Consider the following 16,945-nt stretch of genomic DNA (forward strand, 5'->3'; position numbering starts at 1 on the left):
AACCTCGAAATAATAAAAATTATTTATAAGTGAATACTTCTCCATTATATAAAAGCAGCTAAATAATAGCAAAAATTGTTTATATATCAAGCCTAAAGGTTAATTAGTGGAGCAATTTTCAAGACTAAAATAAATTAGATTTATATTTATGGAAGCGATATATTCTTTTTGGTAAGAATTATAAAAGAAAGTTGAGGTAAAAAATTGCTTTACGATTCAACGCTCAAATGGGACGCCATATACGATGTAGTGGTCATTGGTTTTGGCGGAGCAGGAGCAGGAGCTGCTAGGTTTGCGGCTGATAAAAATGCTAAAGTTTTGTTGATTGATGCGGCGCCAGAAGGACAAGAGGGGGGCAATACTCGTTATGCAGGCGGTGCTTTTGCCTGGAGTGATAATTTTGACGATTTACGTGAATATTACAAACAGACGTATTATCCGTTTAAATATGATCCAAAGGCTTTGGATACATTTGTCGATAATGTTTTGCAAATGAAGGAATATTCTCAGAAATACTTTGGGATTACGGCACAATATACTGGAAGACGGCCAAAAGGCGAATATCCTGAATATCAACATGCAGATACAATGAGGTCGCAGACTATGACCAAAGGAATGTATAATGGCGGTTTTTGGAAATTATTGCGACAAAAAGTTTATGAACGCTTAGATAAAATTGATATTTGGTTTTCTAGTCCAGCGGAACATTTAATTCAAGATCCCGAGAGTAAGACTGTTCTAGGTGTCCAAATTAAGCATCAAGGTCAAATTAGGAATGTTGCCGCTAGAAATGGCATTGTTATGTCGTGTGGTGGTTTTGAGAATAATCCGGATATGGTCCAAACATTTTTAGATCAAGGTTCACTTGCCCCAATTGGTACTTTGTACAACCAAGGTAAAGGAATAGATTTAGCAGTTGAGGTTGGTGCTAGATTATGGCATATGGCAAATTATGATTCACATGGCTTTTCACTAAATGAAGGTAAATCGCGTGAAAAGTTTGCCTATATGATCAATTGGTCGAGTCTATTTAACGGAAGCATTTTTGTTGCAGGGGATGATGGAACGCGCTATTACCGTGAAGACGAGGAAGATCGGCATGGCTATAAATATAATCATGGAAATTGGATTATGCAACCAAATCAAAATCATCCTCATATTGTAATGGACCAAAAGCAATATAATCAATTGGCACATGATCAAACGGATAAGTCCGAGCAAATTAAAGAACTTATTTCTTATGCAATTAAGGCAGATTCGCTTCCTGAATTAGCAGCTAAAATTGCTGCTCCTAAATTAGTCCAAGCAGTTGAAGATTTTAACTATCTGACTGATGTGAAAAAGCGTGATTTGATATTAAATCGTGAGTTAAAAACTATGCGTTCATTTGCTGCTGGTCCTTACTATGCAATCCCCATTCGTCATAATATTTTACATACTCATGGTGGCGGTCGTCGTAATGAAAAGTGTGAAGTGCTTGATTTAGAGAATAATGTCATCCCGCATCTGTATGAAGCAGGTGAATTAGGCGACATATTTGCTAGTAAATATGTTGGAGCTAATAGTATTGCTGATTTGCTTATTTCTGGCAAAATTGCTGGCGAAAATGCGGCTTGGCCTAAGCGAAAGGTAATGGACTTCGATGTTATTAGTGGTGCATCTCAAAAAGCTGAGTTAAAAACTGATGCTCATAATTCGTTAACCGATTTTGTAGCAGGTGCTAACCAGGGTATAGGCATTAGTGAAAATGGGATTAATGATGTTCCAATTGTTGTACGAGTTACAGTTACTGGATCAAAAATTGTTAAGATTGAAACTCTTCAGCAAAAAGAAACGCCGAATTTGGGTGGTAAGGCTATGCCAATTTTGACCAAAAGGATGCTTGAAGAACAATCACCAGAAGTAGATGCAGTTAGTGGTGCTAGTACGACGAGTGCAGCTTTTATGCAAGCAGTGCAGCAAGCTTTAGCAAATATTAAAAAAGACGGGAGTAAAAAATGAAGGTAGCTAAAGATATGCGTTGGTGTGCCGAATATGATGTCATCGTTTTAGGCTTTGGTGGAGCAGGAGCTACAGCTGCAAGATTTGCAGCCGATAACGGTGCGCAAGTTCTAATAGTAGACGCTGCACCATCTGGACATGAAGGGGGCAATACGCGATATTCTGCGCAACACGTTGCAATGGCTCATGATAAAAAGCAAATTACTGAATATTATCAGCAGTTAGCGGCTCCTTTTCAGGTTGATGAAAACCTCTTATCTACTTATTTAGATGGTTTTGTAGAAATGCCCAAATATTTTGAAAAGTATTTTGGCCTGAAGCCCTTTATTTGGTCGCGTGATTATCAGCCAGAAGATCATTTGGCAAATAAGCAAAAGTTATGTGAATATCCTGAATATCATGGATCGACTACTTTTGATTTTGCATTAGTGCATAATCGTGACTTTGATGCTAGTTTGTGGCAAGTATTGCGTAAAGAGGTTTTAAAACGAAAAGCAAACATTGATATTTGGTTGAACTCTCGTGCTAAACACTTGCTACAAAATGAAAATGGTGAAGTAGTAGGTGTAAAAATTGAACGTAATCATAAAGAATATTTTGTACACGCAGCTAAAGGAATTGTTTTAGCGACCGGTGGTTTTGAAAATAATCATAGGATGCAACAAGATTATTTGCATGTTGATCATTTAACGCCGTTGGGTACCTTGTATAACAAAGGTGATGGTATCAACATGGCTGCTGAAGTTGGAGCGCAGATGTGGCATTTGTCTAATTATGAGTCCTTAGGAATCATTTCAGGTTATGTAATTGCTGAAGGTTCAAATCAGCGTGGTCATCAGATCAGTGGTTGGAAAAATATTAAATCTGGCTCAATCTTTGCGGTTGCTAATGATGGAACCCGCTTTATGCGCGAAGATGCTCAATTTCGGCATGGTCATATCTATCAACATGGCGATTACATATTACCGCATGCATATGATAATGCTTGGCTAGTATTTGATCAGAAACAATATGAAAAATTTGTACAAGAACAACGTGAAGGTAAATTAAAATATCAAAATTTATTTTCCAAAATAATTAGTGGTCAAACTGTTAGTCAATTAGCTGAGCAAATGTCAATTCCAAGTCAAAACCTCCTAGAAACGATTAAGAACTTTAATGATTACGCTCGTTTCGGTAAAGATTCTGAATTTGGCCGTTCTCCAGCTAGCCTTGAAGAATTTGACTTGTCTAATTCAATTTACGGTATAAAATTAGCACCGGCCGTGTTAAATACGCAAGGTGGGCCACAACGAGATGATCAAGCAAGAGTTTTAGATACTAATGGTCAACCAATTGCTAGATTATACAGTGCTGGCGAATTAGGTGGAATATGTTCCAATCGTTATCAAGGTGGCGGCAATTTAGCAGAGTGTCTGATTTTTGGTAAGATAGCCGGCGAAAATGTTGTAAAAATGCCAGCTAAAAAGAGTAGTGGTATTGCTAATCAGCTGCCACGCATTAATGATTTATTGTCTGGAGATGATGAACAAATATACTTAGCCAAAAATCAGTATTTGGGCTCTTCTGAAAAGGGGATTGGTGGCAAGATTCTAGTTCGGGTAACTTACCAAGATGGAATAATTAAAAATGTAGAAGTCATTGAAAATCATGAAACTGAAGGAATTGGTGCAGTGGCAATTAAGCAAATTCCGCAAGAGATTGTCAAACATAATTCTACAAAAGTTGATGCTATTTCTGGAGCTTCGACAACAACTAATGCAATACAAGAAGCTGTAAATTCAGCAATTCAAAAAGCTAAAAACTTGGAAGGGAGAAAAAATGTTAGATAAATTTGAATGGAAAAAGTGGATTTGGCCACTTGGAATTGGAATTGTTTTGTGGCTATTAACGCCGTTAAAGCCGAATGCGATTAATGTTACTGCTTGGCACCTATTTGCGATATTTATTGCAACAATTATCGCATGCGTTACTAAGCCGCTACCAATGATGGCTACAACTCTCATTGCAGTGGTAATTGCCACAATGACAGGAATTTTTAAGATGGATGAAGTTGCTGCAGGTTTTGGTAATTCAACTGCTTGGATGGTTGCCATGTGTATGTTCATCGCTGCTGGTTTTATCAAATCAGGTCTTGGGAAGCGAATAGCTTACTTTTTTGTTAAAACTTTTGGTAAAAAGACTCTAGGCTTGGCTTACGCGTTATCTTTTGTTGAAACTATTTTAGCAATCGGGATTCCCAGTAATAATGCACGGGTTAACGGAATTATGTATCCGATTATTGATAACCTTTCAAAAGAAATGGGCTCAGATCCGGAAAAGGGAACTCAAAGAAATATGGGCTCTTTTCTAGTATTTAATGAATATGAAATTAACATTGTTACTTCGACGATGTTTTTGACAGGGTTAGCTGGCAATATGGTGGCTTTAGGAATTGCTAAAACCCAAAATATTTCAATTTCATGGATGCAGTGGTTCGCTGCCGCCATCGTGCCAGGACTAATTTCTTTACTTGTCGTGCCGTTCATTTTATACAAAATTTATCCACCTAAAGTCAAGGAAACACCCAATGCTCATGCATGGGCAGATGGCAAGCTGAACGAGTTAGGAAAAATGACTGCTGCAGAAAAGATTATGGCGATTATTTTTGTGTTGGCTGTTGTTTTATGGTTAATTGGTTCTAAATTTGGAATTGATGCAACCGAAGTTAGTTTTATTGCAGTAGCCTTACTTCTAATTACGGGAGTAATTAATGTTAAAGATATGCTAGGCCAGAGTTTTGCTTGGAATATTTTGACTTGGTTATCAATTATTATGTTAATGTCACAGAAGTTGATGACGCTTGGATTCTTTCCGTGGTTTTCGAAAACTCTAGGTAGTTCGCTTCAGGGTATGAATTGGGTACTAGTTTTAGTGATTTTATACCTTGCTTACTTTTATTTACACTATTTATTCCCGAGTGTTTCTACGCAAATTTCCGCCTTATATGCCGGATTTCTATCAATTGCAATTGGTGCAGGAGTACCGCACATCATGGCTGCTTTAATGTTAGCCTTTGCCGGTTCGCTATATTTATCGACGTCTAGTTACTCTGCTGGACCAGCTGCCTTACTTTCATCAACTGGTTATGTTTCTAATAAAGATTGGTGGAAGTTGAGTGCAATTATTGGCTTGGTACTAAATGTAATTTGGCTTGGAGGAGGTTTACTCTGGACCAAAGTAATCGGCATGTGGTAAATTCGATTTATTCACAAAAATCGCTTGACAAAAAATAAGTTAATAATTAGAATACTTTTAATATCTAAAAAAGCAATGAAAAGAAAAGTATGTTTGCACAAAGTTGTACAGGGACTTCCGGTGATTGAGATGGAAGCACAAGTGTCAGCAGAAAATCCCTTGGAGCTATTTGGTGAATTTAAGTAACCAATATTGGTGACGCCCATTATCGCGTTAGCGTATCGCATTATGCCGTACGTGAAGTGACTGGATTATTATTTATTAGTATAATTTTTCAGTAAAATAGGTGGTACCGTGCCAAGTTAAGCACCCTTGAATTAATTTTCAAGAGTGTTTTTTTATTGTTAAAGAAGATAAAGGAAGTGGTGTGATGGATAATAATTTAACTAGTAAATCAGCTATAGTTGAAACTTTACCAACTGTTTTTGGTTATTTAGGAATTGGTATTGCCTTTGGCGTTGTCGGACGAGCGTCTGGCTTGTCAATCTGGATTGTAACGTTGATTTCGATTTTTGTTTATGCAGGTTCGGCGCAGTTTGTTTTGGTATCAATGCTCTTGGCGCATAGCTCACTACCAGCAATTGTGTTTTCCGTTTTTTTAGTCAATGCCCGTATGATTTTGATGAGTACCACACTAACGCCATTTTTAAAAGATGAGTCAATGAAGAAGAATATCTGGTTAGGTACCTTATTGACTGATGAAAGTTTCGCGTTAGCTGTTAATAAACTAAATTATACTGAACAAAAGTTGAATTTTACTTGGTTTAACACGGTTAATGTGGTTTCATATTTAACTTGGATATTGAGTAGTGCGCTAGGAGCAGGCCTCGGATCTTTAATTACGGATCCAGCTAAGTTTGGGCTTGATTTTGCGATTACGGCCATGTTTATCGGCTTATTGTACTCACAAATCACTTCTGATAAGTCAATCAAACTCGGATTACAATTGGGTTTAGTGGTTTTTGTGTTGGTGGGTACGTATTTTGGTTTATTCTTTATACCAGCCAATATTTTGGTTTTAGTAATAACTGTTTTAGGCTGCATGTTAGGAGTTTTAATTAAAAATGCCCACAAATAATTTTATTTTATTGACAATTGTGTGTTGTGGACTGGTAACTTGGCTGTCACGAACCTTACCATTTGTGTTATTGAAAAAATTTTCTTTACCACAGGTAGTAGCTGATTTTTTAAGTTTTGTACCAGTTACTATTTTGGCAGCGATGTGGGTTCAAAACTTGTTTACTGCTAATCTCGGTAAACTGCCAACGATTAACTACCTAAATTTATTTGCCTCAATTCCGACACTAATTGCCGCATTAATTTCTAAAAACTTATCTGTCGTTGTTATTGTTGGAGTGATATCGGCTGCTATCTTTAACTTATTATTGTAAAGAAGGTTAAAAAATGAATGAATTAGAACAAGATCTTAATCAAAAACCATTGACTTGGAAGCAATATCTAGTAATTGCATCATTATTATTTGGTTTGTTTTTTGGAGCGGGAAATCTAATTTTTCCGATTCACTTAGGACAAATGTCGGGCGCAAATTGGATACCTGCCACAGTCGGCTTCTTGATTACGGCCGTTTTATTGCCATTGCTTTCAGTGCTAGCAATTAGCGCGACGCATGCTAAAGGGGTTTATGATGTCGGCCTGCCATTAGGTAAAACTTTTGCCTTGACCTTTATGGTACTGATCCATCTCATAATTGGACCATTGTTTGGAACGCCGCGCACAGCAAGTGTTTCTTTTACTGTTGGACTGCAACCAGTTCTTCCTAAGAACCTTTGGCACACAGGACTGTTGCTTTTCTCAGCTGTATTTTTCTTACTGGCATTTGTAATTGCTTATAAGGAATCGAATATTTTAACTAGTATTGGCAAAATTCTTAATCCCGCATTTTTATTATTATTGTTTGCAATTTTTTTATTAGCTTTCTTTTCGCCAATGGGTCAGGCAAATGCGCAAAAGGCGACAACGGCTTATCAGCAAGCGCCTTTACTACACGGCTTTATTGAAGGCTATAACACAATTGACGCACCAGCCGGGTTAGCATTTGGAGTCACTGTGGTTACTGCAGTACGGCAAATGGGTAAGACTACTGCTAAAAGCAATGCTAAAGTAACAGCTAAAGCAGGAGTTTTGGCAACGGGTGCTATTGGTGTAATTTATGTTGGTTTGATCTGGTTAGGTGCAACGACTTTAAGTCATTTTAAGTTATCTGCTGATGGCGGTGTAGCTTTCAATCAAATTGTTACTCACTATTTAGGTGGTTTTGGTCATGTCTTGCTTGCTACCTTAATCACAGTTACCTGTTTAACAACAGCAGTTGGTTTAATCGCCGCTTTTGCGCAGGATTTTCATCGTAGTTTTTCTAAAGTCAGTTATCATACTTGGTTAGGATTAATGACCTTAGTATCATTTTTAACTGCTAACTTTGGTTTAGATACACTGATTTCATGGTCAACACCAATGCTAATGTTTATTTATCCATTTGCAATGGTACTAATCTTGTTATCAATTTCGGCCTCATTATTTGATCGTGATCCAGTAGTTTACTTTTGGGTAGTTCTATTTACTTTATTACCCGCACTTTTAGATATGGTAGCAACATTTCCACCCGTAGTCAGCCAAAGTTCTTGGGCATTAGCGTTAAGATCATTTCAGTTAAATTGTTTACCATTTGCAGAAATTGGGATGGATTGGATTATTCCAGCATTGGTTGGTTTAGCAATTGGATTGGTTTGTCATTTTGTAAAAGGAAAAAAAGCTGCAGTTAATTAATTTCAATCTTCTCAGTTTCGTAGATTTTGAAATTTAGCTTGACAAAAAATGTTGTCTTAATTAGAATATTATTAATATTTAAAGCAATGAAAAGAATAGTAAGATTACAGGTAGTGTTAATAGAGAGTTCTACTGCTGAAAATGAACCATGAGCGTAATCTGAAAGTAACTTTGAGCTATATAGTGAAATTTTAGTAGCTTATATTGGTGACACCCATTATCGTGTTAGCGTATCGCAATTATGCCGTACGTGAAGTGACTGAATAGTTATTCACTTGGAGTAATTATCAGTAAGATAGGTGGTACCGTGTTAAACGCACCCTTGATGATAAATCAGGGGTGCGTTTTTATTTACCCAAAATTTCTTTTCAAATGCAGTAAGGAGCGATAACTGTTGGAAGAAAGTGTCATAGTTTAATGAATTAAGTAACTAAAAAAGTTGAAGCAATGGAGGTAAAAAATATGAAAGAAATTGAGCAAGATTTAAATACTAAGCCGCTAACGTGGAAACAGTATCTGATGGTGGCATCATTATTATTTGGACTATTTTTTGGTGCTGGGAATATGATTTTTCCAATTCACCTAGGTCAAATTGCTGGTGCAAATTGGGGAATTGCGACAGTCGGATTTTTGGTGACAGCTGTTTTATTACCACTGCTAGCTGTCTTAGCTATTAGTGCTAGCCATGCCAAAGGAGTCTATGATATCGGTAAACCGTTAGGTAAACATTTTGGCATCATCTTTATGGTTCTGATCCATTTAACGCTTGGTCCATTATTTGCGACTCCCAGAACAGCGAGTATTTCTTTTTCAGTTGGTTTGCAGCCAGTTTTACCAACTAACTGGGCTAAGCCAGGATTATTAATTTTTTCAGCAATCTTTTTTATATTGGCATTTATCATTTCGTATAACCAATCTGCCATTTTAGAACGAATTGGCAAAATCTTAAACCCACTATTTTTACTGCTGTTATTCATAATTTTCTTATTTGGCTTTATTTCACCGATGGGTCAGGCAAATGCACAAAAGGTAACAACAGCTTATCAGCAAGCACCATTTTTTAATGGCTTTTTAGAAGGCTATAATACGATGGATGCATTAGCTGGTCTGGCTTTTGGTTATACCATTGTTTCTGCAGTTAAACAATTGGGGAAGACGTCTGCTAAGAGCAATGCTAAGGTTACAGCACGTGCCGGAGTCATCGCTACGAGTGGGATTGGAATTATTTATATTGGACTTATTTGGCTTGGAGCAACCACTCTTAAACATTTTAAAATTTCGCCTGAAGGTGGAACAGCCTTTAATCAAATTGTTACCTATTATCTTGGTGATTTTGGGCATGCATTGCTAGCAACGATTGTTACGCTAACTTGTTTGACAACTGCAGTTGGCTTAATTGCCGCTTTTGCCCAGGATTTTCATCGCAGTTTTAGTAAAGTTAGCTACCATACTTGGTTAGCGATTATGACTTTTGCTTCATTTATAACTGCTAATTTTGGCCTTGATACTATTATTTCGTGGTCGACACCAATGTTAATGTTTATCTATCCGATCGCGATTGCCTTAATCATTTTATCAATTGCAGCGACCAAATTTGATCATGATCCAATTGTTTATTTTTGGACAGTAATCTTTACATTGATTCCGGCAATTCTAGATATGATTGCTGCATTTCCTCCGGTTATTAGTCAAACAGCTTGGGCAATGCAGATTAGAACTTTCCAATTAAAAGTACTACCATTTGCTGCAATTGGGATGGATTGGGTTGTACCAACTTTTATTGGCTTAATTATTGGTTTATGTTGTCATTTTTATCATAAAACTAAAATAGTTAAAGCATAAATCAAGTAACCAGGACGGTTAGTCCTGGTTTTTTTAATGCAGTTTGTTTGACAGTTTTGGTTTACAAATGCAAACTTTGAATATAGGCAATGAATTAGTTAAGTTTTCTGGAGGTGCTGTTATGGACAAAATGGATTTGAGTCATAATCACCAGATGGATCACTCAAAAAATGATCATGATCATCAAATGAACATGGATATGAGTGACAACGATATGATGATGCATGGCGGACAGATGATGCACATGGGCAATTTGAAGCAAAAATTTTGGGTGTCACTAATCTTGGCGCTACCGATTTTATTTTTGGCTCCAGCAATGGGGGTCAAATTACCGTTCCAATTTTCTTTTCCTGGCTCACAATGGGTAGTGCTTATTTTTGCAACTATACTATTCATTTATGGTGGACAGCCTTTTCTTAAAGGAGCGTATTCAGAGCTCAAAGCCAAACAGCCAGAAATGATGACGCTAATTTCACTTGGAATTTCAACTGCCTATCTCTATAGTCTCTATGCTTTTGTACAAAACGAACTCTTACATAGCCAGGAACAAGTAATGGATTTCTTTTGGGAACTGGCTACATTAATTTTAATTATGCTTTTGGGTCATTGGATTGAGATGAATTCTATGATGCAAGCTAGCAGTTCAGTTAATGATTTGGCCAAACTATTACCAGATCAAGTTCACGTTAAATCAGGTGATCAGGTTAAAGATCGTCCGCTTAACCAAGTTGATAAAGATGAACACGTGCTTGTTAAAGCAGGCGAAAGTGTGCCACTTGATGGTGTGGTTTTGTCAGGTACTAGTGATGTCAATGAATCGCTAGTAACAGGGGAGTCACGGTCTGTTACTCGTAAACAAGGTGATAAAGTGATTGGCGGCTCAATCAACGGTGCTGGTACATTGACTATCAAAGTTACCAATGCGGTAAATTCTGGTTTTTTGGCGAATGTTAACAAATTGGTTAAATCATCGCAGCAAGATAAATCGAAGCTACAAAACTTGGCTGACCGAGTTTCAGGCTGGTTATTTTATGCAGCACTAATTTTTGGAATTATTGCTCTTATTGTTTGGACAAGCATCAGTGGTATTGCTGACGGGCTGCAGCGGATGGTCACAGTTTTAGTCATCGCTTGTCCCCATGCTCTCGGCTTAGCGATTCCGCTGGTGAATGCTAAGAGCATGTCATTAGGTGCAAAAAATGGTTTGTTAATTCGCAATCGAAATGTAATTGATATCAGTTCAAAAGTAAATTATCTGTTAATGGATAAAACCGGTACATTGACTGAAGGAAAATTTACTGTTCGCAAATATGAGCCAATCGATAAGCAGCTTGATAAACAAGAATTGCTAACTTTGATTGCTTCAATAGAGCAGAATTCCACGCATCCAATTGCGCAAAGTATTTTGCAATTTGCTAAGGCTAAGCAAGTGAAATTGCAGAATGTGACCGAGAGTAACAATCTTAATGGTAAGGGTGTTAGTGGCATTTTAAATGGTAAAAAATATCAATTATTCAGTGAGCATGCAGCACGTGAACAAGTAACCACATTACCACAAGTTGATACTAGTAACGATACAGTGAGTTACTTAATTCAGGGCGATCAAGTTCTTGGCTATATCAGCGTTGGTGATCAGATAAAATCGACTGCAAAGAAGTTGGTTAAACAAATCAAAAAATTTAATATTATCCCAGTGATGCTAACTGGTGATAATCAAAAAGCTGCTAAAGGTATTGCTAGTGAGTTGGGAATTACGCAGGTATACGCTGAATTGCTGCCAGAAGATAAAGCAGATATCGTTGCTAAATTACAGGCAAAAGATAATCATGTAATGATGGTTGGCGATGGAATTAATGATGCTCCTAGCCTTGCTAAGGCAGACATTGGGGTAGCCATCGGTGCTGGAACTGATGTGGCAGTAGATTCTGCGGATGTGGTACTAGTTAATAGTGAACCAACTGATATTATTAGTTTTCTAAATTTGGCGCAAAAAACTCACGCAAAAACTATCCAAAATCTTTGGTGGGGTGCTGGCTATAATATTCTGGCAATTCCGCTAGCCGCAGGGATTTTGGCACCATTAGGTATTATTCTTGATCCAGCTGTAGGGGCAATTTTAATGTCGCTGTCAACAGTAATTGTGGCCTTGAATGCCGAAACTTTAAAACTTTAACAACAAACCAGCATCATTATCTTAAAGATGCTGGTTTGTTTTTTGCTGATTTTTGTAGTAAATATTTATCTTTAAGCAAATATACCATTATTTATTTTAAAAAATTAAAATTTGTACCTTTATTTTTAAAAATATTGAAATAATACAGCTGAAAATGTATGATATGGATAGTTGCTGTAAATAAGAAATAATTGTTAATTAGTAAAATAATAGTAAGGAGAAAACAATGAGCGAAGAAGAATATCGAATTGAAAGTGATACGATTGGTCCAGTTAAAATTCCCAAAGATGCTTTGTGGGGTCCGCAAACGGAAAGAAGCCGCAACAATTTTCCTAGTGGTGAATTAATGCCCCTAGCAGTTATCCGGGCTTTTCTAAATTTGAAAAAGGCAGCAGCCCAGTCCAATGTTGAAGTTGGTGATGAACCAAAGGAAAAAGGAGCAGCAATTGAGGACGCGGTAGATCAGCTACTTAGTTTGTCTGATGAAGAACTACGTAAGGACTTTCCGTTGCACGTGCTGCAAACAGGTTCTGGTACGCAAAGTAACATGAACGTTAATGAAGTGGTAGCTAACTTAGCTAATCAGCTTCATCCTGGATTGGATATTTTACCTAACGATGATGTTAATCGTGGACAATCATCTAACGATACCTATCCTACTGCAATGAATATTGTGGCGGTTGAAGCGTTAGATAAATTGGAGCCAGCTATTGAGCATTTAATTGCTGAATTAAAGGTTAAGCAAAATAAATATTGGAAGACGGTCAAAGTTGGTCGGACTCATCTACAAGATGCAACACCAGTTACTTTTGGGCAAGAACTTTCAGGCTATATTTCTGCGCTAAAGCATGATTTGGCTTATTTACAAGAATTAAAGCCGACTCTTTATGAATTAGCGATCGGAGGAACAGCTGTTGGTACAGGCTTAAATGCAGCTCCTGGTATGACAGAAAAGATTGCTGGTAAGTTGTCTGAAGTTTATGGTCATGAATTTAAAGTTAAAACCAACAAATTTTGGGGTTTGGCGCATCACTCAGGTATTAATGTTATTCATGGAGCATTGAAAACTTTGGCAGCAGATATGTTTAAGATTGCTCAAGACGTGCGTTTCTTAGCATCTGGTCCTAGAGCTGGTTATCATGAATTGAATATTCCAGCTAATGAACCAGGTTCATCAATCATGCCTGGTAAAGTTAATCCTACCCAGTCTGAAGCAGTAACAATGGCCGCTGCCAAGGTTTTTGGTAATGATACCACAATTACCTTTGCGGCTTCACAAGGGAATTTTGAAATGAATGTCTTCAAGACAGTTATGATTAGTGCCTTTCTAGATTCTTGTGATATTTTAACTGGTACAATCACTGGTTTTGCTGATAAAATGATTGCAGGTCTAAGTGTTAACTCAGCCAGAATGGATGATTTGCTAGAAGATTCCTTGATGACAGTTACTGCACTTTCGCCACATATTGGTTATCATGCTGCTGCTACAATTGCTCAAACAGCTGATAAAGAGGGGACTACTCTAAAGGAGGCTGCTTTAAAGAGTGGTGAAGTGACTGAAGCTCAATACGACGAGTGGATGGATTATATGAAGATGACTAATATTGATCAAACAAGTCCAGAAGAATAAAGAAAAAGGGAGATTACATGGCAAAATTTGTTTTTACGCCAAATGATAGTGCGCAAATCGCGGATAATTACGATGCAGTAATTGTTGGAGCAGGTGGAGCAGGTCTGACGGCTGCTATTCAAGCACATGAATTGGGACTCAAGGTAGCAATTTTTGAAAAAGATGAAAAGCTTGGTGGTAATACTAATCGTGCTTCGTCAGGAATGAATGCTTCTGAAAGTTTAGTTCAACTTAACGAAGGTATCATTGATGATAAATCGAGTTTTTATCAAGAAACATTGCAAGGCGGTGGTTTGTTAAACGATCGAGACTTATTGCAATATTTTGTGGATCATTCAGCAATTGCTGTTAGCTGGTTAATGGAACACGGAATTGAACTTACTAATTTGACAATTACTGGCGGGATGAGCAAAAAGCGGGCGCACCGGCCTGCTTCAATGGAACCAGTTGGTAGTTATTTGGTTACTGGAGCTTTAAAAGAAATTCAAAAAGAACAAGTACCTGTTTTTAATCAATCCAAAGTTAGCAAGTTATTACAAGATAATACTGGCAAGGTTAATGGTGTTGAGGTTGAGACCACTAGTGGTATCAAAAAAGTTGGAGCTAAGGTAGTTATGCTAGCCTCAGGTGGTTTTGGAGCTTCAAAAGAATTAATCAAGAAGTATCGCCCTGATTTAACAGAATATAAGACTACTAATCAACCGGGCGCAACTGGCGATGGCTTAAAACTAGCTAGTGATGTCAATGCGCAACTTGAGCAAATGGAATTTATTCAGGTCCACCCGACAGCCCAAACAGATACTGACCATGTTTATTTAATTGGTGAAGGTGTCCGCGGTGAAGGGGCAATTTTGGTTAATAAGTCGGGTAAACGATTTGTTAATGAACTTGATACCCGTAAAATTGTTTCCGATGCCATTACCAATTTGCATGAAGATGGTGCGTACCTAATCCTAGACCAGGGAATCCGCGATCATTTTGCTGCAGTTGATTTTTATGATCATGTTGGCCTAGTGAAGCATGGTGCTACTTTAGCAGAACTTGCTGATGAAATTGGCGCTGATGCTGATAATTTAGCAACCACAGTCGCAACTTGGAATAAGGCAGTAGCAGCTAAAGATGATACAGAATTTGGTCGGACCACAGGTATGGATCGCAGTATTGATCAAGGTCCTTATTATGCGATTCACATTCACCCAGCAATTCACTATACTATGGGCGGAATTCATATTAATCCAAAAACCGAGGTTTTGGACACAAATGGCAAAGTAATTAAAGGTTTGTACGCTGCCGGTGAAGTTTCTGGTGGATTACATGGTAATAATCGGATTGGCGGCAATTCAATTGCTGAAACAGTTGTGTTTGGTCGGCAAGCTGGAATTCAAATGACAGAATTTGTTCGTGCAAATAATTAATTTAAAATGAAATATTTAAGGCACTTAGTAAAAACTAAGTGCCTTTTGTCTGCTCTAAGTAGGCTGGACGATATGTTTTAGCATATTTTTAAAAAATTAAAAAATAAAATATTTTATTTTAAATATTGAAAATAATAACGGTAGACTATATAATAATTTGTGTAAAGAAGTACAAAGTTTTTTCATTTTTTGAAAGGAACAAAATTATATGACTAGAAAAGTATTACTTGTTGGCGATGGTTCAGTAGGCTCAACTTTTGCCAATGATCTTCTGCAACATACTAGAGTTGATGAATTAGTAATTGCCGACGTAGTTAAGAAACGTCCTGTTGGAGATTCAATGGATCTTGAAGATATCTTACCTTTTGCTGGCGAATGCAACATTCACCCTGGTGAATACGAAGATGCTAAAGATGCTGATGTAGTAGTGATTACTGCTGGGATTCCGCGTAAGCCTGGTGAAACTAGACTTGATTTAGTAAACAAAAATGTGGGAATTTTAAAGAGTATTATTCAACCAGTAGTTGATTCAGGGTTTAATGGTATCTTTGTGGTTTCTGCTAATCCGGTAGATATTTTAACTACGCTAACGCAAAAGTTGTCTGGTTTTCCTAAAAACAAAGTTATTGGTACTGGAACCTCTCTTGATTCTGCAAGATTGCAAGTTGAATTAGCAAAGAAGTTGGATGTGCCAGTAGCTAGTGTTAACTCAATGGTTTTAGGTGAACATGGTGATACTTCGTTTGAAAACTTCGACGAATCAAGTGTAGCCAATAAGCCACTGGTCGAATATTCTGAGCTCAGTGAGCAAGCTTTAACTGAAATTGAAAGTGATATTCGTGAAAAAGGTGGCAAAATTATTGAAAATAAGGGTGCTACTTTTTATGGAATTGCTATGATGTTGACCAAAGTGGTTAGCGCAATTCTGGATAATCAAGCAATTGTCTTACCACTTTCAGCACCAATTAATGGTGAATATGGTATTAAACACGACTTGTACTTAGGTACACCAACAGTAGTTGATGGTACTGGAATTAGCCAAGTCATTGAAACAAAATTATCCAGCGCTGAGCAAGAAAAAATGCGCAACTCTGCGGATAAGATGCAAGAAGTCTTAGCAGGTGTAACTTTAGATTGATTAAAAAGAGGCGAAAGTTAATGCAAGTTGGCAAGCGAATATTTTTAAAAAGAGATTTGCCAGATGCAGATTTAATTGCAGCATATGCTAAACTACCTTCCTCAAATGTAGCGGATTGCATGAACCGGACTGGTGCGATGTCACCTAGAATTAAGTTAATGTCTAAGCCGCATCAGGAAATGTGTGGTCCAGCATTTACCGTTCATAATCGACCTGGCGATAATTTAACGATTTATGCAGCATTGAAATATTGTCATCCTGGTGATGTCATCGTGATTGATAACGAAGAAGACAATACTCGTGCAGTAATTGGTGAGGTAATGATGACTTGGTTGCGTGATCAGCGTCACGTTGCCGGAGTGGTAATCGATGGTTCAATTAGGGATATTGATAGTTTGCGTGACTGGGATCTACCAATTTACGCAGTAAGTACCACCCCAGACGGTCCTTATCAAGAAGGACCTGGCGAAGTAAATGTGCCAGTTTCTTGTGGGAATCTCAGCGTAAATCCTGGTGACATTATTTTAGGTGATAGCGATGGAGTAGTGAAGGTCGCTCATGAAAACGCAGCAGAACTATTACCTAGAGTGCAGGCCTTTCATAGGCAAGATGATGCAAAAGCGGCGCATTATCATGACGGATCTAGTAATTTAGACTGGCTAGACCAGGAACTGGATGAAAAAGGATATAAGATTATCGACGATGTTTATCGCCCTTGAATAATA

12 protein-coding genes and 1 other annotated feature are annotated in these 16,945 nt (G+C 37.6%); all 12 genes read left to right on the forward strand.

Going from position 1 to position 16,945, the window contains the following annotated elements; genetic code table 11:
- Window positions 1-204 precede the first annotated feature (204 nt).
- Window positions 205-2,001: an FAD-binding protein gene (locus OZX56_RS04045; RefSeq protein WP_277140278.1), complete on the forward strand. Its 1,797-nt coding sequence runs from the start codon at window positions 205-207 to the stop codon at window positions 1,999-2,001.
- Window positions 1,998-3,833 carry an FAD-dependent oxidoreductase gene (locus OZX56_RS04050; RefSeq protein WP_277140279.1) on the forward strand — a complete coding sequence of 612 codons (1,836 nt, stop codon included), beginning with the start codon at window positions 1,998-2,000 and terminating at the stop codon, window positions 3,831-3,833. The genes OZX56_RS04045 and OZX56_RS04050 overlap by 4 nt, the downstream gene beginning before the upstream one ends.
- On the forward strand, window positions 3,823-5,238 hold the full coding sequence (locus OZX56_RS04055) for a DASS family sodium-coupled anion symporter (protein ID WP_277140280.1): 1,416 nt from the start codon (window positions 3,823-3,825) through the stop codon (window positions 5,236-5,238). Before OZX56_RS04050 ends, OZX56_RS04055 begins: the two co-directional genes overlap by 11 nt.
- A 66-nt stretch (window positions 5,239-5,304) precedes the next feature.
- Window positions 5,305-5,555: a binding site (T-box leader), on the forward strand.
- A 53-nt stretch (window positions 5,556-5,608) separates the two neighbouring features.
- A complete protein-coding gene (locus OZX56_RS04060; protein ID WP_277140281.1) occupies window positions 5,609-6,316 on the forward strand; it encodes an AzlC family ABC transporter permease in 708 nt (235 codons plus the stop codon).
- The gene (locus tag OZX56_RS04065) at window positions 6,303-6,629 is read left to right on the forward strand and encodes an AzlD domain-containing protein (protein ID WP_277140282.1); all 327 of its coding nucleotides are present in this window, start codon (window positions 6,303-6,305) and stop codon (window positions 6,627-6,629) included. Before OZX56_RS04060 ends, OZX56_RS04065 begins: the two co-directional genes overlap by 14 nt.
- A 13-nt stretch (window positions 6,630-6,642) precedes the next feature.
- Entirely contained in the window at window positions 6,643-8,022 is a 1,380-nt protein-coding gene (brnQ, locus tag OZX56_RS04070) for a branched-chain amino acid transport system II carrier protein (RefSeq protein WP_277140283.1), read from the forward strand.
- Between the two features lie 462 nt (window positions 8,023-8,484).
- Window positions 8,485-9,864: a branched-chain amino acid transport system II carrier protein gene (gene brnQ / locus OZX56_RS04075; protein ID WP_277140284.1), complete on the forward strand. Its 1,380-nt coding sequence runs from the start codon at window positions 8,485-8,487 to the stop codon at window positions 9,862-9,864.
- 121 nt (window positions 9,865-9,985) lie between these two features.
- Window positions 9,986-12,037: a copper-translocating P-type ATPase gene (locus tag OZX56_RS04080; protein ID WP_277140285.1), complete on the forward strand. Its 2,052-nt coding sequence runs from the start codon at window positions 9,986-9,988 to the stop codon at window positions 12,035-12,037.
- A gap of 226 nt (window positions 12,038-12,263) precedes the next feature.
- A complete protein-coding gene (locus OZX56_RS04085; RefSeq protein WP_277140286.1) occupies window positions 12,264-13,667 on the forward strand; it encodes a class II fumarate hydratase in 1,404 nt (467 codons plus the stop codon).
- Between the two features lie 17 nt (window positions 13,668-13,684).
- Window positions 13,685-15,082, forward strand: coding sequence for a flavocytochrome c (locus OZX56_RS04090; protein ID WP_277140287.1), 1,398 nt, complete (start codon window positions 13,685-13,687; stop codon window positions 15,080-15,082).
- 208 nt (window positions 15,083-15,290) lie between these two features.
- On the forward strand, window positions 15,291-16,220 hold the full coding sequence (locus tag OZX56_RS04095; RefSeq protein WP_277140288.1) for an L-lactate dehydrogenase: 930 nt from the start codon (window positions 15,291-15,293) through the stop codon (window positions 16,218-16,220).
- A gap of 20 nt (window positions 16,221-16,240) precedes the next feature.
- A complete protein-coding gene (locus tag OZX56_RS04100; protein ID WP_277126508.1) occupies window positions 16,241-16,939 on the forward strand; it encodes an RraA family protein in 699 nt (232 codons plus the stop codon).
- Window positions 16,940-16,945: the final 6 nt, after the last annotated feature.

Origin of the sequence: Lactobacillus sp. ESL0684 (assembly GCF_029392675.1) — a bacterium.
In the GTDB taxonomy this organism is placed as follows: domain Bacteria; phylum Bacillota; class Bacilli; order Lactobacillales; family Lactobacillaceae; genus Lactobacillus.